The following is a 23,818-nucleotide window of genomic DNA, read 5'->3' as shown; positions in this document are numbered from 1 at the left end:
AGCTCAACCTGCCCGGCATTCTAGGATGATTGGCTGAGCCGATGCGCATCCTGCGGGCAGCCGAATATCGGTCGATGCCGTGGAAGAACGGCGGCGGCGTGACGACGGAAATCGCCGTCTCGCCCACGGGCGCCGGGCTCGACGATTTCGACTGGCGTGTCTCGATGGCGCGTGTCGAATTGAGCGGTCCGTTCTCGCAATTCGCCGGCATCGATCGCACCCTTGCCGTGCTCGAAGGCGAGGGCATCGTCCTTGAGCTTGCCGGCTACCCGCCGACATCCATAAACAGGACGACCGCCCTGTTTTCCTTCCCGGCCGACGTGCAGACCTCGGCCGCGCTGATTGGCGGACCGATCACCGATCTCAATGTCATGACCCGCCGAAGCCGGATGACGCATTCGGTCGAACGCCTGGTGATTTCGGCCCCCGTGGAAATCCGGGCTGAAGCCGGCACAACGCTCATCCTGTGCCTGGACGGCGACGTCAGCGTGCCCGCCGCTGAACCGGTCCGCCTCGGGCCGCTCGACACGCTGCTGTCCGGTCCGGTCAGCACCGGCCTGCTTGTCCAACCCGCCCATGAGGCAACGCTGTTCGTGATCCGGATCGGCGCCATCGCCGGCAACGGTTAACGCTTGTTTCCAAACATGATCGCGGCACGGGCGAAATATAGCGTAAGCTGCTGGCGGCATCACGAAAAAGCCTGAATCCTCTCCGCCGATCTGGCTGGCGGGAAGTGGGGTGCTTGTCTTTGAGTTTTGCCGAGAGATGACGCCCTGTCGCGGTGCGGAAACAAACTTTCGGCAAGTGGGGTTTATGCAACCAATTGCATTTGAACCGGTTTTAGGGCCATTGCCGTGGCGGTGACGCCGCTCAGTGCCCGCTTACGGAATTTTCAATGAATATTCAGACGAATCCTGCCCAAATCGAGAAGACAAGCGCGAGCTTCCCGGCCATCACGGAAGAGCCGATTCGCTCCAATTACCTGCCCGAAGAGCGCCTTCGGCTGCTCGGTGAAAGCCTGGCAAAAGGCGACCTCACCGATCTGTTCGGTCTGACGCCCTTCGATTTTCAGGCCCGTATCCGGGATAGCGCCAAGAAGATTTTGGACGTCTACCGGTCGACCAATGCGGCGCAGGCGAGGGGCGAGACGATCACACCGGCGGCACAATGGCTGCTCGACAACAATTACCTGGTCGAAGAGACCATTTTCCAGGTCAAGCGCGACTTGCCGCGCCGCTTCTATCGCCAATTGCCGACCCTGAAGCTGCCTGACGGCGGCAGCGTGCCGCGCGCGCTGGCACTGGCCTGGACCTATGTCGCGCATTCGGACAGTTCCGTTTCGGCGACGATGTTCAAGTCCATCGTCCAGGGTTTTCAGTCGGTCGAGCCGCTGAAGATCGGCGAACTCTGGGCGCTGCCTTCGCTGTTGCGCTTCGTCCTGATCGAAAATCTCCGCCGGCTGGCTGTCCGGGTCAACCGGACCCGCCAGATGCGCCAGATCGCCAATGATGTGGCCGACAAGGTCCTGGCCACCGACGACAGCGCCGACCGGCAGTCGATCCTGTCCAACTTCGGCGCCCACGCGCAGGACACCACCTTTGCCACCCAACTGCTCTACCGCCTGCGCGATGGCTCGCAGAATGCCGGCAAGGCTCTGGAATGGCTGGAAGGCGAGCTCGAAAAGACCGGTTCCGATGCCGAGGAAATCATCATTTCCGAACATCACACGCTGTCCAGCGGCAATGTGACGACGGGCAACATCATCCGCGGCCTGCGCCTCATCAACGACGTCGATTGGACGGTGTGGTTCGAAGGCGTCAGCCGCATCGACACCGTGCTGCGCGAGCGCACCGATTTCGCCGCGCTGGACTTCTTCTCGCGCGACCAGTACCGGACCGCGATCGAGGAATTGGCGCGCCGCTCGAACCTTTCCGAATATCGCGTCGCCGAGAAGGCTATCGAGTTGGCCGGCCACGCCGCCAGCGATGGCGATGGCGACGCCGTTTTAACCGGATCCGTCCACACTGATGTCGGTTTCTTTCTCGTCGGCCCACGCCGGCTGGAACTGGAGAAGGCGATCGGCTACCGGCCCACCATCAGCCAGGTGGTTAAGCGTGCCTTCCGTAAGACCGGGTGGCTTGGCATCGTCGTACCGGTATTTGCGCTGACGGCCCTGCTTCTCGTCCTCTCCGGCAATGCACTCGCCAATCTCGGCCTGTCGGTGCCGTCGATCGTCCTGATGCTGGCGCTGTTTGCCGTGCCTGCCAGCGAGGGCGCGCTTGCCTTCTTCAACACTGTCGTTTCGCTGTTCCTCAAACCGACGCGCCTCGTCGGCTACGATTACAGGCACGGCGTACCGCCAGAGGCGCGCACGCTGGTGGTGGTGCCGTCGCTGATCGGCTCGCGCGACGATGTCGAGGAAAACATCCGCAACATCGAGGTGCATCATCTCGCCAACACGGCCGATGAAATCCATTTCGCGCTGCTGTCGGACTGGCCAGACTCGAAGACCGAGATCGATGCGGCGGATACCGAAATCCTCGAATTCGCGCGTGCCGAGATTGCTCGCCTCAACGCCCGCTATCCCTCCGAAGGCGCGCCACGTTTCTACATCCTGCACCGGCGCCGGCTGTTCAATGCGGCGCAAGGGTCGTGGATGGGCTGGGAGCGCAAGCGCGGCAAGCTGCACGAGCTCGATCTTCTGCTGCGCGGCGACAGCGACACCACCTTCCTGCCGCTCGACGTGCCGCTGCCGGAAAACGTCGTCCATGTGATGACGCTCGATGCCGACACGCGCACCACCCGTGACGCGGTCGCCACTCTCGTCGGTAAGCTTTGCCACCCGCTCAACCGGCCGCATTTCGATGCCAGCAAGCGCGTCGTCACCGCCGGCTACGCGATCCTGCAGCCGCGCATCACCGCATCGCTGACATCAGGCGACGATGCGTCGTTCTTCCAGCGGGTGTTTTCGGCCAATCGCGGCCTCGACCCTTATGTCTTTGCCGTGTCCGATCTCTATCAGGACGTCTTCGGCGACGGGTCCTTCACCGGCAAGGGCCTCTATCACGTCGACGCCTTCGAGGCGGCCCTGCAGGGCCGCATCGAGGAAAACACCATCCTCAGCCACGATCTGCTGGAAGGCGCGCTGGCGCGCTCGGCACTGGTCACCGATGTCGAACTGGTCGAGGACTATCCGACCCGGTACTCGGTCGACGCCTCGCGCCACCATCGCTGGGCACGCGGCGACTGGCAGTTGCTCGGCTTCATGCTCGATCCGCGCTCCGGCGTGCCGGCGCTGTCGCGCTGGAAGATGATCGACAATCTGCGCCGCTCGCTGACGCCGATCTTCTGGGTGATGGCGGCGATCGCCGGCTGGACGCTGCTGCCCTTCACGCAGGCCGCGCAATGGCAGGCCCTGCTGATCCTCAGCCTGTTCATGGCGCCGACCTTCGACATCGTCAACGCCATCCTGCCCAAGAGCGGCGACCAGACACCACGCGGCCATTTCTCGGCCCTGGCGCGCGACGTCGCCTTCGGCACCGCCATGGTGGCGCTGAAGATCGTGCTGATGGCGCACAACGCCTGGATGATGGGCGATGCCATCGTGCGCACCCTCTACCGGCTGTTTGTCAGCCGCCAGAACCTTTTGGAATGGCGCACCGCCTCGCAGGCGCACAAGGCGGGCGACAACGATGTCGGTTCGTATTACGGCATGATGTATGGCGCCGTGATCATCGGCTTTGTCGGCCTTGCCATTCCGGTGCTGGCCGATTCGACCGGCGCTTTCGTTGCCTTCTTCTTCGCGCTGTTCTGGATTGGCTCGCCCGCCATCGCCAGCTGGATCAGCCGTTCGGCTGAAACGGAGGATCGCTTGCGCATATCGCAGGCTGATATCCATACTTTGCGCACGGTGGCACGGCGCACATGGCACTATTTCGAAAGCTTCGTAACGGCAGAGCATCACCATCTGCCGCCGGACAATTTCCAGGAAAGCCCGGCGCCGGTGGTAGCACCTCGCACCTCGCCGACCAATATCGGCGTTTACCTGCTGTCCGTCGTTTCCGCCCGCGACTTCGGCTGGATCAGCCTGTCCGACGCCATCACGCGCATCGACGCCACCATGGCGACGATCGAGGGCATGCCACGTGAGCGCGGCCATCTCTTCAACTGGTATGACACGACGACGCTGAAGCCGCTTTATCCGCTCTACATCTCGGCTGTCGACAGCGGCAACCTAGCCGGTCATCTAGTGGCGGTAGCGGCAGCTTGCGCTGAATGGGCGGAGGCGCCCTCCGTCCATCTCCAGGGCGATTTCGAAGGCATTCTCGACACGGTCACCATCCTCAGCGAAAGCCTTGATGAGCTGCCCGATGATCGTCGCCAGCTGCGCCCCTTGCGCCAGCGCCTAGCCGACCGCCTCGACGGCATGCGGCGCGCTGTCGACACCATCAAGGCGCAGCCCGAAATGGCGTCGATCCGCACCATCAACCTGGCTGTGCTGGCCGGCGAGATCCGCAAATTGGCCACCGCCATCCATACCGAAGCGGTGTCGCCCCAGAGCGACGTCATCGTCGACTGGGCGGCAAGGCTGGAAGCCACCTGCGAAGCGCACGTCCATGACGCACACAGCGACGACAATGCCGTCGAGGCGCTGCGTGCCAAGCTACTCACCTTGCGCGAGCGCACGCGCCGTTACGCCTTCGAGATGGATTTCTCCTTCCTGATGCGGCCGGAGCGCAAGCTGTTGTCGATCGGCTACCGGGTCGAGGAGCACCAGCTCGACGAAAGCTGCTACGACCTTCTGGCTTCCGAAGCGCGGCTGACCAGCCTGTTCGCCATCGCCAAGGGCGACCTGCCGACCGAGCACTGGTTCCGGCTTGGCCGGCCGATCGTCGAAATCGGTTTCCAGGGCGCCCTGATGTCCTGGTCCGGCTCGATGTTCGAATATCTGATGCCGCCGCTGGTGATGAAGGAGCCGCAGGGCTCGATCCTCAACCAGACCAGCAAGCTGATCATCAAGCGCCAGATTCAGTATGGCCGCCAGAAGAACGTGCCGTGGGGCATCTCGGAGGCCGCCTACAATGCGCGCGACCGCGAACTGACCTACCAATATACCAATTTCGGCGTTCCAGGCCTCGGGCTGAAGCGCGGCCTTGGCCAGAACACGGTGATCGCGCCTTACGCCACCATACTGGCGGCCCAGTTCAATCCGCGTGAAGCCGTGCTGAATCTCGCCCGATTGCGGGAGATCGGGGCGCTTGGCCGCCACGGCTACTACGATGCCGTCGACTTCACGCCGCAGCGCGTGCCGGAAGGCACAGATCATGTCGTCGTCCAGAACTACATGGCCCACCATTCGGGCATGTCGATCGCGGCGGTTGCCGACGCCATCTTCGAAGGTCGCATGCGCGACCGCTTCCACAGCGATCCGGTCATCGAATCGGCCGAACTCTTGCTGCAGGAGAGGGCGCCGCGCGACATCCCGACTGCGACCGTCAGGACCGAGGCCGACGAACGCTCCAAGGACGAGACCGAGGTCGACAGCCCCGACACCCGCATCGTGCTCAATCCGCTGCAGTCGCTGCGGTCGACCAACGTGATGTCGAACGGCCGCTATTCGGTCATGGTCACCGCGACCGGCTCGGGCTACAGCCGCTGGGGCGATCTCTCCGTCACACGCTGGCAGCCGGATCCGACCGAGGACCGGCTCGGCTCCTACATCTTCCTGCGTGACGCAGGCTCAGGTGACTGGTGGTCGGCTACGGCCGAACCGAAGCGCGCCGCCGAGGAAAAGGCGCAGACCTTGTTCTCCGACGACAAGGCGAGCTTCGTCAAATCGGTGGGCACGTTGCGCTCCGAGGTCGAATGCATCGTCATCTCGGAAGGCAATGGCGAGGGCCGTCGGGTCACGCTCTACAATGACGGTCCGTCCGACCGTCACATCGAAGTGACCTCCTTTGCCGAACTGGTGCTCGGCCTGGAGGCGTCCGACAACGCGCATCCGGCCTTCTCGAAGATGTTCGTGGAAACCGAAATCTCCGCGAACAATGCGGCGATCTTCGCCACGCGGCGCAAGCGCGAGACCAGCGAGCCCGATATCGCCATGGTCCATTTCGTCACCGATCCGTCCGGATCGGCGCGCGATGCCGAGGCCGAGACCGACAGGCGCGCCTTCATCGGCCGTGGCCGCACCATCGTCGACGCAGCCGCTTTCGACCCGGGCGCCAGGCTGGGCGGCCATTCGGGCTTCACGCTTGATCCCGTCGCCTCGCTGCGCCGCCAGGTGCGCGTGCCGGCCAACAAGAAGATATCGCTGACCTTCTGGACGGTTGTCGGCGCCGGCCGTGCCGAACTGGACGAAGCCATCGCGCGCCTCGACCATCCGGAGAGCTTTGCCCGCCAGGCCATGCTTGCCTGGACGCGCAGCCAGGTGCAGACCCGCCATATGGGCCTCAGCCTGACCGATGCCGCCAATGTGCAGAAGCTGGCGCGCTATCTGATCTATCCGGATCCGTTCCTGCGTCTTCCCGCCGAATCCATCGCCTCGGGGCTGGGCAAGCAGTCGAGCCTGTGGCCGACAAGCATTTCCGGCGATTTCCCGATCTTCCTGGTCAGGATCGGTGATGTCGCAGATCTCGAAATCGTTGCCCAGGCGCTGCGTTTCCAGGAATATATGCGCACCCGCGGCATGATGATCGACTTCGTCGTCGTCAACGAGCAGGCGTCCTCCTATGTCCAGGACCTGCAGCGGGCGGTCGAGACGCTGTGCGAAAACAGCCGCCTGCGCGGCAAGGAGCTCGGGCCGCGCCAGCACATTTTCGCGGTGCGCCGCGATCTCATGGACGAGACCACCTACAAGACGCTGCTCGCTGTCGCCCGCGTCGTCCTGCACACGCGCAACGGCACTATCTTCGACCAGATCGAGCGCGCCGAGGCGGCGGCTCTGCAGGCGCGCGACGCTCTGGCAGCATTGCCGATTCCGCGTGAATCATTGTCGCTGATGCCCACGACGCATGCATCTGCCTCACAGGCAGTGGCCAATGTCAGCGCCGATGGCAGCGGGCTCAGCCAGTGGAACGGCTTTGGCGGTTTCGACGGCGACGGGCGGCACTATGTCGTGCGCCTGGCCGGCCGGCGCACGACGCCGCAGCCTTGGATCAACGTCGTCTCCAACGCCTCGTTCGGCTTCCATACCTCCGCCGAGGGCGCTGCCTTCACCTGGAGCCGAAACAGCCGTGACTACCAGTTGACGCCGTGGTCGAATGATCCGGTCTCGAACCGCCCGGGCGAGGGCCTCTATATCTATGATCAGGCCAGCGGCAAGGCATTCTCGCCGCTCGCCGCCATGGTGCGCGATCCCTCGATGACCTACGAGGCCTGGCATGGCCAGGGTTTCTCGACCTTCCGCTCGAAGCGCGGACCATTGTCGATGGACCTCACCCATGTCGTCGATCCGGTCGATCCGCTGAAGATCTCGCGGCTGCGCATCCAAAATTCCGGCTCGGTGCCGGCGCGGCTGCGTGTCTATGCCTATGCCGAATGGGTGCTCGGCGGGCATCGGTCGCGCACTGCGGCAACCATCGTTCCGTCGCGGGACGCGGCAACCGGTGCGCTGCTGGCACAAAACCCCTATGGGCTGGATTTCGGCGAGCGCGTTGCGTTCCTGGCGGCCGACGGCGGCGTCCATTCGGTGACAACAGATCGATCGGAGTTCCTGGGCCGGCATGGCTCCAGCGAGCTGCCCCAGGCGGTGCTGAGTGGTGCGGCGCTGTCTGGCCGTGTCGAGGCCGGTGACGATCCGTGCGCAGCGATTGCCCGCGACGTCGAGATTCCGGCTGGCGGCGACGTGACGCTGCTCTGGCTGCTCGGCGATGCCGAGTCCGCCGAGGAGGCGAGCGCGCTGGTGCAGGAGCACCGGGTCAAGGATTTCGACCAGCGGCTGGCCGATAATGAGCGCGAATGGCGCGGCTTCCTCGACACCATCCAGGTCGAGACGCCGGACAAGGCGCTCGACGCCATGGTCAATCACTGGCTGCCCTATCAGAGCCTGGCCTGCCGCATCCGTGCCCGCTCCGCCTTCTATCAGGCCAGCGGTGCCTTCGGCTTCCGCGACCAGTTGCAGGATACGCTGGCATTGCTGGCGCATGACCCGCAGCTGGCGCGCGACCAGATCCTCAATGCGGCGCGGCGGCAGTTCCCCGAAGGCGACGTGCAGCACTGGTGGTTGCCACGCACGGGTGCTGGCGTACGCACGCTGATCTCTGACGACGTGGTCTGGCTCGCCCACGCCACGGCGCGCTATTTGCTGGTCACCGGCGATGCCTCCATCCTCAAGGAGCAATTGGCCTTCATCGATGGACAGCCGCTGGGCGAGGGCGAGCACGATGCCTTCTTCACCCCGGAAATCTCGAAGAAGACAGCGACGCTCTACGACCATTGCGCGCGTGCGCTCGATCTCGCCATCAAGCGCAGCAGCCCCGCAGGCCTGCCGCTGATCCTCGGCGGCGACTGGAACGACGGCATGAACCGCGTCGGCGAGCACGGCAAGGGCGAGAGCGTCTGGCTCGGCTGGTTCCTGCTGAAGACGCTGGGCGATTTCGCCCCCGTCGCCAAGAGCGAGGGCGACGCCAAGCGAGCACAGGCCTGGGCAAAGCATGCCGATGTTCTGAAGCGGGCGCTTGAGAGCACCGCATGGGACGGCGAATGGTACCGGCGCGGCAGTTTCGACGACGGCACGCCTTTGGGGTCTCGCAACTCGCAGGAGTGCAAGATCGACTCGATCGCCCAGTCCTGGAGCGTGCTTTCGGGAGAGGGCGATCCGGCGCGGTCGACGACCGCGATGGAGCAGGCAACGAAGCTGCTCGTCGACGACAAGCTGAAGATCGTCAAACTGTTCACGCCGCCCTTCTCGAAGACGGAGAAGGATCCGGGTTACATCAAGAGCTATCCGCCCGGTGTGCGCGAGAATGGCGGCCAGTACACCCATGCCGCCACATGGTTCGTCATCGCGCTCGCCGAGATGGGGCAGGTCGACGAGGCCTATCGCTGTTTCTCGATGCTGAACCCGGTCAACCATGCGACCGACGAGGCCGCGGCCGAGCACTATCGTGTCGAGCCCTATGTCGTGGCGGCCGATATCTATGCCGCGGACGACAGCGCCGGCAACAGTAAGGGCGGCCGTGGTGGTTGGACCTGGTACACCGGCTCCGCCGGCTGGCTCTACAGGGCTGCGGTCGAAGGCATTCTGGGCATCGAACGGCGCGGCAAGCGTGTCCAGTTCAAGCCGAAGCTGCCGAGCCACTGGGACGGGTACTCGGCAAATCTCAAAATGCTGGGGGCGGAACTCAAGGTTCGCGTCATCCGCGACAATAAGGCCAAGGCCTTGTCGCTGGAGGTAAATGGGGCAAAGACCAAGGGTTCGGCAGTCGAGCTGAAGGACGGCGAAGTCGCCGAGGTTGTCATCAGGATCCCGGTCTGAGGCATGTTGCCCAAAACGCATGCGCTCGGGGCTGAGGTCCGGGGCGCGACTTTTGTCACCACGGCGGGATGAGAGAGACCCCACCCGCCTGACATTGCCTTCTGCCGATTGAAGGGCATGTCGCCGAGAGGTCCATGAAATCAAAGACTTGAGGCGCCCCCCAATGGGCCGCCACGAGCAGTGAGGGTTTGGCCACTCTTCGCCCGGAGGGCATCCTGCAGCTTTGTTTCGCTCTATACTTCAAGAAAGGCGATTTCGGCCTTTAGTCATCCGCCCGACATTGTTGCTGATTAAAATTGTGGCAGCGCGCGTCAACTGCCATGATTTCGCCGCATGCCTGACATTTTACCTGTCTTCTCAAACCGTTAGGTGATCACGGCAGATTTCGGAACGTCGCCATCTTTTGTTCGCTCTGAGGGAACTGAAGGGGTACACGGCCATTGTTTTGCGACGTATCAACCGGTACGAATAAAATGATGCAGTGCACAATAAACAGCGTGGCGGAGTAACTGGGGTGACCCTTCTGCAAATCTACTGGCGAGCTCTCGGTTATCTGGCCGCGGACAGGAAACGCGTTGCGTTGATCTGTTCGGCCAACGTGGCTCTCGCCATCGTAGCGCTTCTCGAGCCGATCATGTTCGGTCGCGTCATCGGCGCCATTTCCGAGCGTGGCTCTGTCTTCACCACGCTGGTCATGTGGGCCGGTCTCGGCGCCTTCAACATCGTTGCTTTCGTCATGGTGGCGCGCGGCGCTGACCGCTTCGCTCACAAGCGGCGCAGCGAAGTGCTTTGCGAGTCCTTCGAGCGCGTGATCACCATGCCGCTCGCCTGGCACCATCAGCACGGCACCTCCAATGCGCTGCACACGATGCTGCGCGCCGTCGAAACCCTGTTCAGCCTTTGGCTCGAATTCATGCGCCAGCATCTGTCCACGGCTGTCGCCCTCGTACTGCTGGTTCCGACCGCGATCAGCATGGACCTGCGCATGTCGCTGGTGCTGCTTGGCCTCGGGCTGCTCTACGTCGGCATCGGCCGGATGGTCATGCGCCGCACCAAGGCGGGCCAGGCCGCGGTCGAGCGCCACTACCACAAGGTGTTCGCGCATGTGACCGACTCGGTCAGCAACGTTGCGGTGCTGCAGAGCTACAATCGCCTCGGCCACGAGGCCGATACGCTGCGCCGCTACGTCAAGAACCTGCTCGACGCGCAGAACCCTGTCCTCGACTGGTGGGCGCTGGCCAATGCCTTGCACCGTCTGTCGTCGGCAATCTCGATGCTGATCGTGTTGTCGATCGGCTCCTATCTTGTCACTCATGGTCAGTTGGGTGTCGGCGACGTCATTGCCTTCACCGGTTTTGCCACGATGCTGATCGCTCGCCTCGACCAGATGTCGGCTTTCGCCAACCAGATTTCCGAGGCCCGTGCCAAGCTCGAGGATTTCTACCATCTCGAGGACTCCGCGGCTGATGCCGCCGAGCCGGACGGCCTGCGCGATCTTGCCAACGTCACCGGCCATGTCCGCTTCGAGAATGTCGGCTTCGAATTCGCCAATTCCGGCCAAGGCATCGACGACGTGTCCTTCGAGGTGCAGGCGGGCCAGACCGTCGCCATCGTGGGCCCGACGGGCGCCGGCAAGACCACGCTCATCAACCTGCTGCAGCGTGTCTTCTCGCCGTCCCATGGCCGTATCCTGATCGACGGTATCGACACCCGCACCGTGACCCGCAAGTCGGTGCGCCATTCGATCGCCACCGTGTTCCAGGATGCCGGCCTGCTCAACCGCTCGATCGAGGACAACATCCGTGTTGGCCGCGCCGATGCAAGCAATGACGAGATCCATGCCGCTGCCAATGCGGCTGCCGCACAGGACTTCATCCTGTCCAAGAGCAATGGCTACGACACGGTGGTTGGCGAACGTGGCGGCCAGCTCTCGGGCGGCGAACGTCAGCGCATCGCCATTGCCCGCGCCGTGTTGAAGGACGCACCGATCCTGGTGCTTGACGAGGCGACCAGCGCGCTCGACGTCGAGACCGAGGACCGCGTCAAGGAAGCGATCGACGAACTGCGCCGCGACCGCACCACCTTCATCATCGCCCACCGCCTGACCACCGTTCGCGACGCCGATCTGGTCGTGTTCATGGACAAGGGCAGGGTGGTTGAGATGGGCGGCTTCACCGAGTTGTCGCTGCGCAATGGCCGCTTTGCCAGCCTGCTGCGCGCCGGCGGCCTGCTCAACGACGAAGAGGTCCGCCGCCTCAGCCGCACCGTGCAGCAACAGCAGGAAGCGGCCGCCTGAGCTTGGCGCCTCCACCTTCTCCCGCAAGGGGAGAAGGCAAAGTTCTGCAGCCCTGCGACACCACCGCTCGATTGCCCCAAACGCGTTGGCGGTTTATGTAGAACCGCATGAGCGACACGACTTCACGCCTGACCGGCTGGATGGATCTTGCCAACCCGACGCGCTTCGTCGGGCTGGCCGACAGGCTCGTGCCGTGGCTGGCGTCCGTCGCCGCGCTCATCCTTGCCGTCGGGCTCTATATGAGCTTCGCCGCGCCTGAGGATTTCCAGCAAGGCATCACCGTCCGCATCATGTACATCCACGTGCCTTTCGCCTGGCTCGCCATGATGTGCTACACGCTGATGGCGGTCTCGGCGCTCGGCACGCTCGTCTGGCGGCATCCGCTGGCCGATGTCGCGCTGAAATCAGCCGCCCCCATCGGCGCCGTCTTCACCGCGCTGGCGCTGATCACCGGTTCGATCTGGGGCAAACCGATGTGGGGCACCTGGTGGGTCTGGGATGCGCGTCTGACCTCGGTGTTCGTGCTGTTCCTGATGTATCTCGGCATCATCGCGCTGACCCGCGCGCTCGACGATGCCAGCCGCGCCGCCTGGGCCGCCGCCATCATCACGCTGGTCGGCTTCATCAACATCCCGATCATCAAATTCTCGGTCGACTGGTGGAACACGCTGCATCAGCCGGCCTCGGTGTTCCGCATGGGCGGCTCGACCATCGACCCCAGCCTGCTTTGGCCGCTTCTGGTGATGGCGCTCGGCTTCACCGTGTTGTTCTTCGCGCTGCACCTGATGGCGATGCGCACCGAAATCCGCCGCCGCCGGGTCATCGCCATGCGCAGGGTCGCGGCTCGGCAGGCGGAGAGACGCGACTAGGTTTCCCCTCGCCACTCGAATTGCAACCAGCAGAAACCTTGCTCCTGCTTTCGCCAGACAATGCTGCTGTGTTGCTGCATAGCAACGAGGTGTCGCAAAAGGTCGCCTCGACTTCGTCCGTCCGTTGACATCTTCCCCTGAGCCGAGCCAAGTGCCAATCACTGTTGTTGAGCGGGGATTCGACGATGAAACTGCGTTTTCTGGCTGGGGTATCGGTACTCGCATTGGGGCTTGGCTGGAGTTCGGCGCACGCGGCCGATGCTATCGTCGACGCCCCGAGGGCCGAGGATCTCTGGTATGTCACGCTGTTTGGCGGCGCCAGCTTTCCCAATGATGTGAAGACGGACTACGATGGTTCTCGGTATTCAGTCGATCTTAATACTGGCTTCGTGATCGGCGGCGCTGCCGGTCGGCGCATCAACGACGTGTTTCGTGTCGAAGGCGAATTGTCCTACGCGCGCTACAAAGCAAGTTCGTTTAGCGGCAGTTATGACGGTGTTGTCTTTAACTCAGGCGATGCGGCCGGCAATTTGTCAGCGACCTATCTGCTCGCCAATGTCTGGGCCGACGTCGCGCATTTTGGCGATGCCAAGCTCTATGTCGGCGGCGGTATCGGCGCCGCCTACGTTACCGCAGACACGACTTTCGATGGTAACGACTATGGCTATGGGTCTGGTGGCTGGGGCTTCGCCGGCCAGCTGGGCGCCGGTGTTACCTACGCCGTAACGCAGAATGTCGACCTCGACTTCGGCTACCGGTTCAAGGCGGTGACAAGCGTGGATCTAGACGATAATGATGGCGGCGGCACATACGCGAATGCCAAGCTGTATTCCCACAATCTCCAACTGGGCGTTACCCTCAAGTTCTGATTTGATCGGGCTGTCGCAGCCCGCGACCGGGATTTAACGGATGCCGCTCTTGCCACGCCGGCAGCCCCTGGGTCTGCCGGCAATGATCCCAGCCTCTCTTCCGACCGCCGGTGAACCGGCGGAAAAGATATTGCAGCGCGGCATCGACCTGCAACGGCGCAAGCGTTTTCGCGAAGCCGAGTTCTGCTACCAGACGGTGCTTCGCACGCTGCCCAAAAATGCCATGGCGCTGAACCTAATGGGCACTCTGGCCATTGAGGCCGAGCATCATGACGCCGCCATTGCCTATATGGAAAGGGCGGTCAAGCTCGAACCGGTTAACGCCATCTTCCGCAACAATCTCGGCAACGCCTACAATGTCACCGGCGACATCGAGCGCGCCCGCAAACATCTAAAGAAGGCGATCGCGCTTGACGGACGGCTCATCGAAGCTTTGTGCAATCTCGGCCGGTCCTACCGCAGCCAGCTCGAGGGCGACATCGCCGAAGGGTTCTATCGCCGGGCGCTGGCGGTCGACAGCCAATCGTTGACGGCCCTTGCCGGTATGGGCGATCTGCTCACCGACATCGGCCGGCAGGCCGAGGCGGTCGAATGTTTTGGCCGCGCGCTTGCCATCGACCCGAGCCATGTCGAGGCGCTGGCCGGAATGGCGCTGGCGCGCCGGGCGGTCAAGGACGATCCGGCGCTGCCTTTAATACGGGCTCGCCTGGAATGGCCCATGACAACCGATCGCGAGCGGGTGGTGCTGCACCACGCCGCCGGCAAAATGCTCAACGATCAGCGCGAGTATCGCCTGGCCATCCGCCATTTCGCGCAGGCCAAGGCAATTTCCGGCAATGATTTCGACATTGACCGGCACACCCAGCTTTACAACAGCTTCATCGACACTTTCGATGCCGACTTCTTCGCGGCGCGGCCGAAATTGGGAAATCCGTCGAGACGCCCGGTCTTCATCGTCGGCATGCCACGGTCGGGAACAACACTGACCGAGCAGATATGCGCCAGTCATCGCGATATCTATGGCGCGGGCGAACTGCCGACCATTCGTTCCTTGGCCGGTGAACTCGGGTTCGACAAACTCGATCCTGCTGTCTTCACCAAGGCCATGGCGGCGCTCACTCCGGCCAAGGCGAAAGAGCTTGGCTCGAAATATCTTGACGATCTCAACAAGCGCAACAGCAAGGCGCGGCTGGTCGTCGACAAGATGCCGCATAATTTCGAAATGCTGGCCTTCATCAGCCTCATCTTGCCAAATGCCCGCATCATCCATTGCCGGCGCGACCCGATGGACAATTGCACGTCCTGCTTCATGCATAATTTTTCCGAAGCGCATGGCTACAATGCCGATCTGACCAAGCTGGGGCAGTATTACCGGCAATATGACCGCTTGATGCGCCATTGGGCCAAGGTCGTCCCGCTTGATATCCACGACATGCCCTACGAAGAAACGGTGGCCGATTTCGAAAACCGCGCGCGTGGATTGATCGGGTTCCTCGGGATCGAATGGGACGAAGCCTGCCTCCGTTTCCACGAAACCGAGCGCACGGTGCGGACGCCGAGCCGCTGGCAGGTGCGCCAGCCGATCTATTCGTCCTCCGTCGAGCGCTGGAAACTGTACGGCGACGCCCTCGATCCATTGAAAGCGGCGCTGGGTCCAGTTCTTCAACGCTGAGTGCATCTGACTTTCAGTTCGGGCGCGTAGGTCTCACCCCATCCTTCCGCGCGCCGCCACCGGCAGCGTTTCCAGCACCTTGTCGCCGTCGACCAGATTGACCTCGTTGAACAGGTTTGTGACGACGCAGCAATGGTCGGGCACGACACGCACGCGCTCGCCGATGCGCAGCTTGCCGTCGCCCGCAAGCGTGACGGTGCCGTGCTCCTCGCTCAGGCCAGTCACCCGCGCTCCCGTGACGCCGAGCAACTCGCCGAAATCGGCGAGACCCAGCGTATCGCTGGACAGCGCCTTGCTGCCGGCATCGAGGATAGCGCGCGTCGCCGTGGGATGGCTGACCACTGTCGACAGCACCGTCAGCGCGCAGTCGTCCAGGCCGCCGACGCCTTTGGCGACCTGATAGCGGTCGAGATAGATGTAGGTGCCCGGACGATACTCGGTGACCACAGATGTATCGCTGGAGCGCCACATATCCGGCGTGCCGCCGCTGGAGATGCGTTCACAGGCGAGGCCTGACGCGGCCAGCGCCTGCTTGGCCCCGGCGAGCCAGGCTTCGGCCTCCGCTGCCCGCCCGGCGGCCGGGTAGGTCATCAGTCCTCCGAAGGCGAGGCCACCGGCTCTGTCGATCTGCCTTGCCAGCGCAACCGCTTCATCAGCCGACTGCACGCCGCAGCGACCCATGCCGGTGTCGCATTCGACCAGCACCGGCAGACGATGGCCGGCATCGGTGAAGGTGGTTGCCAGCCCTTCGAGCGTCTCCACGCTGTCCGCTGTCACCGACAGGGTGACGCGTCCGTGCAGCGCCAGAAGCCGCTCCAGCTTGGCGCGCCCAAGGATGTTGTAGGGAAGAAAAATATCGGTCAGCCCGGCATCGGCCATCACCTCGGCTTCGCCGATCTTCTGGCAGGTGATGCCGACGGCGCCGGCCGCCACCTGCTTCTTCGCCCAGTAGGGCAATTTGTGCGTCTTGATATGCGGCCTGAGTTTCAGCCCGTTCTTGTCGGCATGCGCCTGGGCGCGGGCAATGTTGGCTTCCGCGCGCGCGGCGTCGATCAGGATGGATGGCGTATCGAGATCGTGGATGGTCGGCATCATCTTTCACCCCATGAGGAATCCGCGGGTTTTATGGCCCTGAAAATCCGTGATGTCACGCGGCCAGCGAAGCGTATCTGTGGTCCATGCGCCTAAGCGCAACGCCGGGCAGGGCGGCGAGATGGATCGACACCGCATCGACGTTCGGCTATGCGATTTGCCAGACAAATCGATACGAAGGGATCATGATCATGAAGCGCTCCGCCATCAACGACATCATCCGCGAAGCCGACGCTTTCATCCGCTCTTTCGGCTACATCATGCCGCCCTTCGCCTATTGGTCGCCGGAAGAGGCGAAAGCGCGCCAAGCCGACTCGTCGGCGGTGTTTAGCTCGCGGCTCGGCTGGGACATCACCGATTACGGGCAAGAGAAATTCAGGGAACTCGGCCTGTTCCTGTTCACTGTCCGCAACGGCCGCTACGAGGACATGAAAAAGGGCATGGGCATGCTCTATGCCGAGAAGATCATGATCTCGCGCAAGGACCAGCTGTCGCCGATGCACCGCCACAACATCAAGGCCGAGGACATCATCAACCGTGGCGGCGGCAAGCTGGTGCTGGAACTGTTCATGCACGATCGCGACGGCGGCATCGATCCCAAGGCCGAGGTTTCGGTGCCGGTCGACGGAACCATCCACAGGCTGCCCGCGGGCGGGCTCCTGAAGCTCGACCCGGGCCAGAGCGTCACGCTGCTGCCCGGCGTCTGGCATGCCTTCTGGGCCGAGGGCAAGGATGTGCTGATCGGTGAGGTCTCGACCGTCAATGACGATCTCACCGATAATGTGTTTCGCGAACCGATCGGCCGTTTTTCCAACATCGACGAAGACGTTGCCCCGGTCCACCTGCTGGTATCCGACTACGAGAAGTGGCTGGGGTAAGGGGCGCCGCCCCACGCCCTCGGTGACGCCAGTCACACGGTCGAAAGTGGGTCGCCCGTACGGGCCACCTACTGCGATCCTTGTTCGACCGATCCTGCCGCGTCGTCCTTGAAGATGACCTTTGTGCCTTTTTGCACTTCGGAGGCGAGGTCTTCGGCATCCCAGTTGGTCAGCCTGATGCAACCATGCGAGAAGGTCTTTCCGATCTTGCCTGGGTCCGGAGTCCCGTGAATGCCATAACTATCGATGGACAAGTCGATCCAGACCGATCCCACCGGATTGTTTGGCCCGGCAGCGATCGTGAAGGGGCGCTTGGTCTTCACCCCCTTGAAGGCAAACTCGGGATCGTAGTGATAGGTTGGGTGGTGCACCACGCGTTTCACCTCCGCCTGGCCACTCGGCGCGGGCTTCTCCTGGCTCCCGATCGAGGCGGGGTACGTCGCAAGCACTTTGCCGGAAGGGTCGACCACGCGGACCTGGCGAGCGCTCTTGTCGACCTCGACGTTCGCGATGTCTTGCGGCGGATCACCTCGGGTGACAGCTGGCACCAGCAGCTTTTGCCCCGCCCTCCTGAAGCCGATGCCGGGGTTGAGCCGTTCAAGCAGTTGCTCGCTGATGTGGAAGCGCTCCGCCATCTTTTCCAAGGCATTGTGGTAGGCCAGCCTGGGCAGGCGGGCCATCCTCTCCATGCGCGCCGGAATTCGCTTGGTGAAGGGGCCATGCACATCCTTGCGCGTCAACTCGTAGGTCTCAAGCGCCGGGCGCGAGGAGGTCGCGATTAGCTTGTCCCATGTCTCGCGGGTAAGCATGCCGTCGGCAGGCAATCCGTTGGCCGCTTGGAACGCACTGACTGCCCGGGTGAAGTTCTCTGCCTGGCGGCCATCGATCAGGCCTGGCGAGAAGCGTGCACGATCCAGGAGGATTTGCGCCTTCAGCACGGTCGCACTGACGCCTTTCGCTTCGCTGCCGTCGAATTGGGCATTGTTGACGGTGGCCGCGTCCAGTTTTGCCGCCGTTGCATCGAATGCGATGACGAGCATGGCGGCCGCGGCAAGAACGAGCCTGATCATGGAGGTCACACTCCTGTATGAGCACCTGCTTCTATGACGTCGTACGGCCGATCTGGTTCCATCTCCCTGCAGCTGCGTCCGGCTGCGGAGTGCCGATGCGCCGCAGCGAAGCTGGACCGGGAGCACCCGGCGGTGGCGCGGGTGCATTGTTGATAAGGGTCCGCCATCATCAAGATGGATGGCGACTCTCGTCGGCGCCTGTGTTGGGTTCAAGCCGATGCGCGGAGACCGGAGCGACAATGGGCCAAGGTCCCATTGAGCGTCTGTCTCCATAGGCTCGGTGACCGAGGAGAGCCAGGATGCAATCTCCTGCCCAGAAGAACAAAAGACCGGCTCAACCTGCCGAGGACGAGCGCCAGGCTCGGCTTGAGAAAACAGCCAGGCTCAAGCAGCTTCGGTCCTATGCTTCCTGGCTTTCGTCTGACCCAAATGCCCAACTTCACGATGAGATAGACTGCTCCGTGCTGATCGAGGAAGGCGTGGAACGACGCGGCATGGAGCCTTGGCTGGTCGGCAGGTGACACGACCGGGCGGCGCGGTTTCCACCGCCAACGACGATCTGGCCGACAATTTGTTTGGCTAAAGCAGTTCACCGTTTCACGGAAACGGCGACTCCTTGTTTTGACGCAATTCCGGACGGAAAACCGTTTCACACTTTCCTGGAATTGCTCTAGGCGATCGGCCGCAACAGTGGCGACAGGCTGACTTCGCGTCAGTGACAGCAGCCTTGCTGCGCGCTCGTCCTGCACAGGCAGGACGAGGTGATCGGCACGTCCGCCTTGGCCAGCGCCGCGGCAAGGCTTGTCTGCAATGTCGGCAATTCATCAGTCTCGCCGCGCCGTTTCAGGCATTCCACCAGCCCGTGCAATGCCCAGACATTGTTCGGATGCTGGGCGCAGCGCTGCACCGTGCCGCTCAGGCCGAGGTCGTCGCGATAGACCTGTTCTGCTTCCTGCGCGTGGCCCTGGTCCAGAAGCAGCGCCGCCAGCGCATGGCGCGGCGGGTGCATCCAGGCCCACGGCTCGGTGTAGGACAAATTGTCGTCAAGCTCGACCGCCTGCCGCAAATGGCCATAGGCTTCGTCATGGCGGCCCTGGTGGTAGGCAAGCTCGCCGTCGAGCAGGGCGGCACCGACAGCCAGCGAGGCTTGCGTCGGGTTGCTGAGGAAGCGCCGCTCGGGCGCAATACCTTTCAGGTGCCGATGGAACTCTTCGCGCTCGCGCTCGGCTTCAGCAAATTGCCCAAGCGTCGCATGCGCCACACCCTTGGCGTAGCGCTGCATGGCCGCCGTCAGCACATAGAGGCCCGGCTCCTCGGTGACCGGTTCGTCGATGATCTCCTGCCAGCGGCCGAAGCGCACCTGCACATGCGATTTCATCGCATGGTAGCCTTCCACTGTCTGCGTGAGCTTGGGCCGGCCCTGGATGGCGATGACGTCGCGCGCGACCAGGCTGCGCACTCTGTCGGCGGCCCACAGTGCAGGCTGGTACTGGCCCAGGAACATGCAGGTGAACATCATCAGATGCAGATCGTGGCAGCAGCCCAGCAGATAGTAGGTCGGCTCGTCGGCATAGCCGAGATAGAGGTCATTGGCGCGCACCGCCTTTTCGCTGGCACGTTTGGCTTTCTCATACTCGCCGCACAGCACATAGATGTGCCCTGGCATGTGGTTCATATGCCCGGCATCGGGGCACATTTCGCCGAGCAGATCCGCTGACCGCATGCCGCGCTCCGGCATGGTGGACATTTCCAGGAGATGGATGTGCAGGTGGATGATCGCCGGATGTTGTGCTGCGCCGGCCTCGTCGGCAAGCCGGATCGACCGCTCGCAGACGTCGAGCGCCTCGACGACATCGGAATTCGGCGCCGGCGCGCCGGTCTTGAGGTTCCACAGCCGCCGCACCGTGCGCATCATCAGCGCTTCGACCAGCAGTGCCATCACATCATGGTCGTCGGGAAAGTCCCGATACACAAGCCGCATCGCGGCGGCATAGGCGTCATCCCACCGTTCGAATTCGTCCGGGCTCACCCGGTGTGGTTTTTGAAAGCGGGCGGCCAGCGCCTCGATCAGCCGCTTCTCGATCTCGTTGGCGGCAGCCGCATTGGCCCGCGCCAGCTGGACATGCTCGAAGCAGCGCTTCGCCGCGCTGTTGGCCTCCGCCTCGCCATGTTCCTTCCAGGTCAGATTGTAGAAAGGCCCGGCGGCATAGGCGATGCCCCAATGCACCATCGGACACTCAGGATCTGTTTCGAGCGCCTTCTCAAAACACTTGATGCCTTCCTCATGGTTGAAGCCGTAGCACCAGTTGAGGCCAATATCGAACCAACGCTGGGTTTCTGTGGAGCGAGTGGAGATGGGGCGGCGGTAGGTGCCGAGATTGAAGCGGTCCATGTGGTCTCATTTCAATTCTGATTGCCAGCGAGCCAGCTCTGGTCAGACTCCGTCGCCATCAATGTTTGCCGAAACTGGCAGGCATGGCAAACGCAACGAGTGCCATCGCTTCCTGCATTGGAGACTATCGCCGCTCTCAGCTGGTCTCTCGGGGCGACGTTTCATTTTGCCAGCCGGCGAGCTCAGGTAGGTCGTCAAGCCAGCTTTTCTCCGTCATCAGGGCATCGTCGGCCTGCGGAGCGGCCTCGCTGGCGTTTTGAATGAGCCAGTCCATCCACTTCCGATAGGCAGCGGGGGCCAATTCGGGCGGCAGCACCTTGGCCTTGGCCAGCATGCGTTTGCGGAAACTGACTTGCCTGCGGAGTTTGGTCGTCGTGAATTTGATGGCCTTGCCCTGGTATTCGACCGTCCAGCGCCCATCGCCATGGCTGGCGAGCCTGTCGATGGCGAAGCCGACGTCCACCGGCCTATCCCGCCACGGAAGCTCGACCGCATTCTTCCTCAGATCGAGTGCCCATCGCCTGTAGTCGGTCCCGGCACGCTGGGGTGGCAGCACCCCAGCCTGTTCGAGTATCTTCCTGCGGAAGGTCGGCTGCTTCTTGAGCTGGCCTGTCGTCAGCTCGATGCGATGCCCACGGAATTCGACATGCCAGCGGATCCTCCCGTTGCCGAAATACTTGACCAGCCTGTCAATGACGAACGCGTCGTGCGAGAGCGTCACGCAGCCTTGGCTGATGCGTTCGAGAATGTACCGGCTATCAGTGAGCATGACGCGTTTGCTCCATGCTCCTCGATGTTGCAGCGGCCAGGTGCCGGGAGTGGGCGCGACCGGAATCGGCCTCGGCTTCATCGAGGGAAATCACGCAGGCGAAGCGGCAGGGTATGTGACGACACGGCGCGCGATGCGGCGAACGCTGGAATAAATATGCCGATGGGCTCGTCGGATCGACTGGTGTTGCTGGCGCTGTCTTGAATTTCACGCTTGGCGCGTCCGACGGGGGCGCTGGCGCTCCACTTCGCTTAATCTGGTGCCATCTGGCAATTGGGGCCAATCCATTTATTTGCCGAAGTGTCGAGTTCATTGTCCATGTCAGAGGCGCTGCATACAGGATACCGATCATCACCGCGCCGAGTCATACTTAGGGACTTATACCGGCGAACGAGTGCATCGTGATCTTGGGGCTGTTGGCTTTGTCCCTGCGACGAAAGCTTCATCATGCAATTGGCAAAAGCATCTGTGCCTTCTTTAAAGCCAAAGCCGGCACACTGCGCCTTGTCTTCCGCAGTCTGGGTTTGACTGGCATTCCCCTCGTCTGTCGTGCAGCCAACCAAGAAAGTAACGAACATCAGAAATGCGATGAAGACCAAAGCGCGCATTCCATTCTTCCTTCGACAATTTCGATCCTTTGACGATCCTATAAATGTCACCCCGCCGCAACCCACTATAGCTGGAATCCCGTCAGGTGGTCGCCAGGGAGCATTTCACGATGATGAACGTTGGTGATCGTTTTGATCGAGAAAAGAGGAGTGGCTGGGGAACCTGGATTCGAACCAGGACTAACGGAGTCAGAGTCCGTGGGTCTACCGTTAACCTATTCCCCAGCAAGCGCGATCATGGACCGTGCGGGCCGAGCGGGCAAGCCGCTGTGAGCGCTGCCTTGTAGCCGCCAGCGGAAAATAGTCAAGCCTGCTCTGTGGTTCAATGGCACGTTTCGTCAGGTGATTTCCAACGCCGCACTTCAGATGCCGGTGCGCGGCTTCCAGTCCAATCCCACTCCTCAAGGCTCCGTCCGGCTGAACTGCGAGCGTTCGAAGAACAGCACCACGCCCAGGCCCAGAATCAGCGGGATGATCAGGTAGAACAGCCGGAACACCAGCAGGGCCGCCAGCACGCCGACCGGATCCATGTCCGACAGGCCGGCGAGAAACACCACCTCGAACACGCCGAGCCCGCCCGGCGCGTGCGAGATCTGCGCGATCGAGAAGGAGACGAGGAAGACGCCCAATATGACGAAGTAGCCGGGATTGTGGGCTACGGGGAGGGCGAAGAAGATGATCGCGGCGGCGGCCAGCAGTTCGATCGGGCCGATCAGCAGCTGCCGTGCGACGATCGGCAGTGCTGGGTAATGCAGCTGAAAGCTGGCGATCTTCAGCGGGCGCAGATGCAGCCAGCTGCCGAAGACATAGGCGGCGACGAGCAGCAGCATCGCGATGCCGGCCGCTTCCGACAGGCCATGATGGGCGATGCCGGAAAACCGGTCGAGTATCTGCGGCTCGAACACCAGAACGAGGCCCGAGGCAAAAATCGTCGACAGTACGAAGGTGATCCAGCAAACCGCCACCAGCACGCCGACATCCTGTCCGGTCAGGCCCCTGGTGCCGTAGGCGCGGTAGCGGATGACCGCGCCCGAAAACACCGAACCGCCGATGTTGTGCGACAGCGCATAGGTGGTGAAGGAGCACAGCGTGACGAACAGCCACGACACGCGCTTGCCGATATGCAGGAGCGCGATGTGGTCGTAGCCGGCGAGCGATGCATAGGCGATGACCGAACACAGGGCGGCGAGTATCCAGCCGCGGGTCGGAACGGCCGTGATGCCGTCCCAGACATCGTCGAGCGAAACGCCGCGCAATTCGTGCCAGAGCAGCAGCAGCGAGAAGATCACCGCGGCGATGCCGACGACCGGCCAGAAATAGCGTCTCCAGTTCATTGCCTGACTGCCATGCGTTGCGGGTCCGCTTCCTTTTCCGTGGCTGGTGGGAGGCCGGCTATGCCGGATTCTTCCGCTCATTTCAGAAATGCCTCATCGAAGCCGGCTATTCAACCGCGAACCCTTGTCGCAGCGGCGGCCGGCAAGATTTGTCCGTCGTGAGCGGCCGAAGAGAGGCCGTCAGGCGTTGCGCCGGCAATCGCGGCGTGCGGATACGTCACGCGGCCGCGCCGGAACGGCGGTCAGCGGCCTGCGGGCAAAATTCGGCATGCGGCTCTTGGTGATCGGGCGCGGCGCTGTTAGTCTGGCGGCAACTTAAAACACTGAAGCGCCTGCTGCGTCCATCATAGGTTCGCGCGGCGCCGGAAGGAACGACAGTGGAAGACCACGACACCGGCGCCGGCGCGCCGGAGGTGGGCGTGTCCAGCGCTTCCCAGGGGTCGGCTGGCCCGGGGAACGCAAGCTGGCAGCAACGCCGCCCTACGGAGTTC

The 23,818-nt window shown here is 62.8% G+C and carries 13 protein-coding genes and 1 tRNA gene; 7 read left to right on the top strand and 7 right to left on the bottom strand.

Annotated features, from left to right (window positions below; genetic code table 11):
- Positions 1-41 precede the first annotated feature (41 nt).
- The 6 genes from EN943_RS18110 (at position 42) to EN943_RS18085 (ending at position 15,184) form a co-directional block, all read left to right on the top strand.
- Entirely contained in the window at positions 42-629 is a 588-nt protein-coding gene (locus tag EN943_RS18110; RefSeq protein WP_127413988.1) for a HutD family protein, read from the top strand.
- A 266-nt stretch (positions 630-895) separates the two neighbouring features.
- The gene (locus EN943_RS18105; protein ID WP_127413984.1) at positions 896-9,478 is read left to right on the top strand and encodes a glucoamylase family protein; all 8,583 of its coding nucleotides are present in this window, start codon (positions 896-898) and stop codon (positions 9,476-9,478) included.
- A gap of 514 nt (positions 9,479-9,992) precedes the next feature.
- Positions 9,993-11,774, top strand: a complete 1,782-nt coding sequence (locus EN943_RS18100; protein WP_127258082.1) for a glucan ABC transporter ATP-binding protein/ permease — start codon at positions 9,993-9,995, stop codon at positions 11,772-11,774.
- A gap of 107 nt (positions 11,775-11,881) precedes the next feature.
- Entirely contained in the window at positions 11,882-12,643 is a 762-nt protein-coding gene (locus tag EN943_RS18095) for a heme ABC transporter permease (protein WP_127413982.1), read from the top strand.
- Between the two features lie 185 nt (positions 12,644-12,828).
- Positions 12,829-13,512 carry an outer membrane beta-barrel protein gene (locus EN943_RS18090; RefSeq protein WP_127413980.1) on the top strand — a complete coding sequence of 228 codons (684 nt, stop codon included), beginning with the start codon at positions 12,829-12,831 and terminating at the stop codon, positions 13,510-13,512.
- A 40-nt stretch (positions 13,513-13,552) separates the two neighbouring features.
- Entirely contained in the window at positions 13,553-15,184 is a 1,632-nt protein-coding gene (locus EN943_RS18085; protein ID WP_127413978.1) for a sulfotransferase, read from the top strand.
- Positions 15,185-15,217: 33 nt separating this feature from the next.
- Here the strand turns inward: EN943_RS18085 and EN943_RS18080 are convergent, their stop codons facing one another.
- Positions 15,218-16,276, bottom strand: a complete 1,059-nt coding sequence (locus EN943_RS18080) for a D-TA family PLP-dependent enzyme (RefSeq protein WP_164778246.1) — start codon at positions 16,274-16,276, stop codon at positions 15,218-15,220.
- 191 nt (positions 16,277-16,467) lie between these two features.
- Between EN943_RS18080 and EN943_RS18075 the strand changes: the two genes are divergently transcribed.
- On the top strand, positions 16,468-17,154 hold the full coding sequence (locus EN943_RS18075) for a D-lyxose/D-mannose family sugar isomerase (RefSeq protein WP_127413986.1): 687 nt from the start codon (positions 16,468-16,470) through the stop codon (positions 17,152-17,154).
- Between the two features lie 68 nt (positions 17,155-17,222).
- Here the strand turns inward: EN943_RS18075 and EN943_RS18070 are convergent, their stop codons facing one another.
- The 6 genes from EN943_RS18070 to EN943_RS18040 form a co-directional block, all read right to left on the bottom strand.
- Entirely contained in the window at positions 17,223-18,224 is a 1,002-nt protein-coding gene (locus EN943_RS18070; RefSeq protein WP_127413974.1) for a L,D-transpeptidase family protein, read from the bottom strand.
- A gap of 712 nt (positions 18,225-18,936) precedes the next feature.
- On the bottom strand, positions 18,937-20,616 hold the full coding sequence (locus tag EN943_RS18060; RefSeq protein WP_127413970.1) for a tetratricopeptide repeat protein: 1,680 nt from the start codon (positions 20,614-20,616) through the stop codon (positions 18,937-18,939).
- 136 nt (positions 20,617-20,752) lie between these two features.
- On the bottom strand, positions 20,753-21,385 hold the full coding sequence (locus tag EN943_RS18055) for a hypothetical protein (protein WP_127413968.1): 633 nt from the start codon (positions 21,383-21,385) through the stop codon (positions 20,753-20,755).
- 251 nt (positions 21,386-21,636) lie between these two features.
- The gene (locus tag EN943_RS18050) at positions 21,637-21,993 is read right to left on the bottom strand and encodes a hypothetical protein (RefSeq protein ID WP_127413966.1); all 357 of its coding nucleotides are present in this window, start codon (positions 21,991-21,993) and stop codon (positions 21,637-21,639) included.
- 151 nt (positions 21,994-22,144) lie between these two features.
- Positions 22,145-22,218: transfer RNA gene (locus tag EN943_RS18045), tRNA-Gln, on the bottom strand.
- Between the two features lie 176 nt (positions 22,219-22,394).
- Positions 22,395-23,327, bottom strand: a complete 933-nt coding sequence (locus tag EN943_RS18040; protein ID WP_127413964.1) for a lysylphosphatidylglycerol synthase domain-containing protein — start codon at positions 23,325-23,327, stop codon at positions 22,395-22,397.
- Positions 23,328-23,818: the final 491 nt, after the last annotated feature.

The organism is Mesorhizobium sp. M7A.F.Ca.US.006.01.1.1 (assembly GCF_003997935.1).
Classification (GTDB): Bacteria; Pseudomonadota; Alphaproteobacteria; order Rhizobiales; family Rhizobiaceae; genus Mesorhizobium.
Note: the sequence above shows the minus strand (reverse complement) of the source record. Positions and strands in the feature narration are given on the sequence as shown.

Excerpts from the sequence above, each read along its gene's own strand:
- EN943_RS18110 (WP_127413988.1), top strand. The coding sequence starts at position 42 with ATGCGCATCCTGCGGGCAGCCGAATATCGGTCGATGCCGTGGAAGAAC.
- EN943_RS18105 (WP_127413984.1), top strand. The coding sequence starts at position 896 with ATGAATATTCAGACGAATCCTGCCCAAATCGAGAAGACAAGCGCGAGC.
- EN943_RS18095 (WP_127413982.1), top strand. The coding sequence starts at position 11,882 with ATGAGCGACACGACTTCACGCCTGACCGGCTGGATGGATCTTGCCAAC.
- EN943_RS18090 (WP_127413980.1), top strand. The coding sequence starts at position 12,829 with ATGAAACTGCGTTTTCTGGCTGGGGTATCGGTACTCGCATTGGGGCTT.
- EN943_RS18085 (WP_127413978.1), top strand. The coding sequence starts at position 13,553 with ATGCCGCTCTTGCCACGCCGGCAGCCCCTGGGTCTGCCGGCAATGATC.
- EN943_RS18080 (WP_164778246.1), bottom strand. The coding sequence starts at position 16,276 with ATGCCGACCATCCACGATCTCGATACGCCATCCATCCTGATCGACGCC.
- EN943_RS18075 (WP_127413986.1), top strand. The coding sequence starts at position 16,468 with ATGAAGCGCTCCGCCATCAACGACATCATCCGCGAAGCCGACGCTTTC.
- EN943_RS18070 (WP_127413974.1), bottom strand. The coding sequence starts at position 18,224 with ATGATCAGGCTCGTTCTTGCCGCGGCCGCCATGCTCGTCATCGCATTC.
- EN943_RS18060 (WP_127413970.1), bottom strand. The coding sequence starts at position 20,616 with ATGGACCGCTTCAATCTCGGCACCTACCGCCGCCCCATCTCCACTCGC.
- EN943_RS18055 (WP_127413968.1), bottom strand. The coding sequence starts at position 21,385 with ATGCTCACTGATAGCCGGTACATTCTCGAACGCATCAGCCAAGGCTGC.
- EN943_RS18050 (WP_127413966.1), bottom strand. The coding sequence starts at position 21,993 with ATGCGCGCTTTGGTCTTCATCGCATTTCTGATGTTCGTTACTTTCTTG.
- EN943_RS18040 (WP_127413964.1), bottom strand. The coding sequence starts at position 23,327 with ATGAACTGGAGACGCTATTTCTGGCCGGTCGTCGGCATCGCCGCGGTG.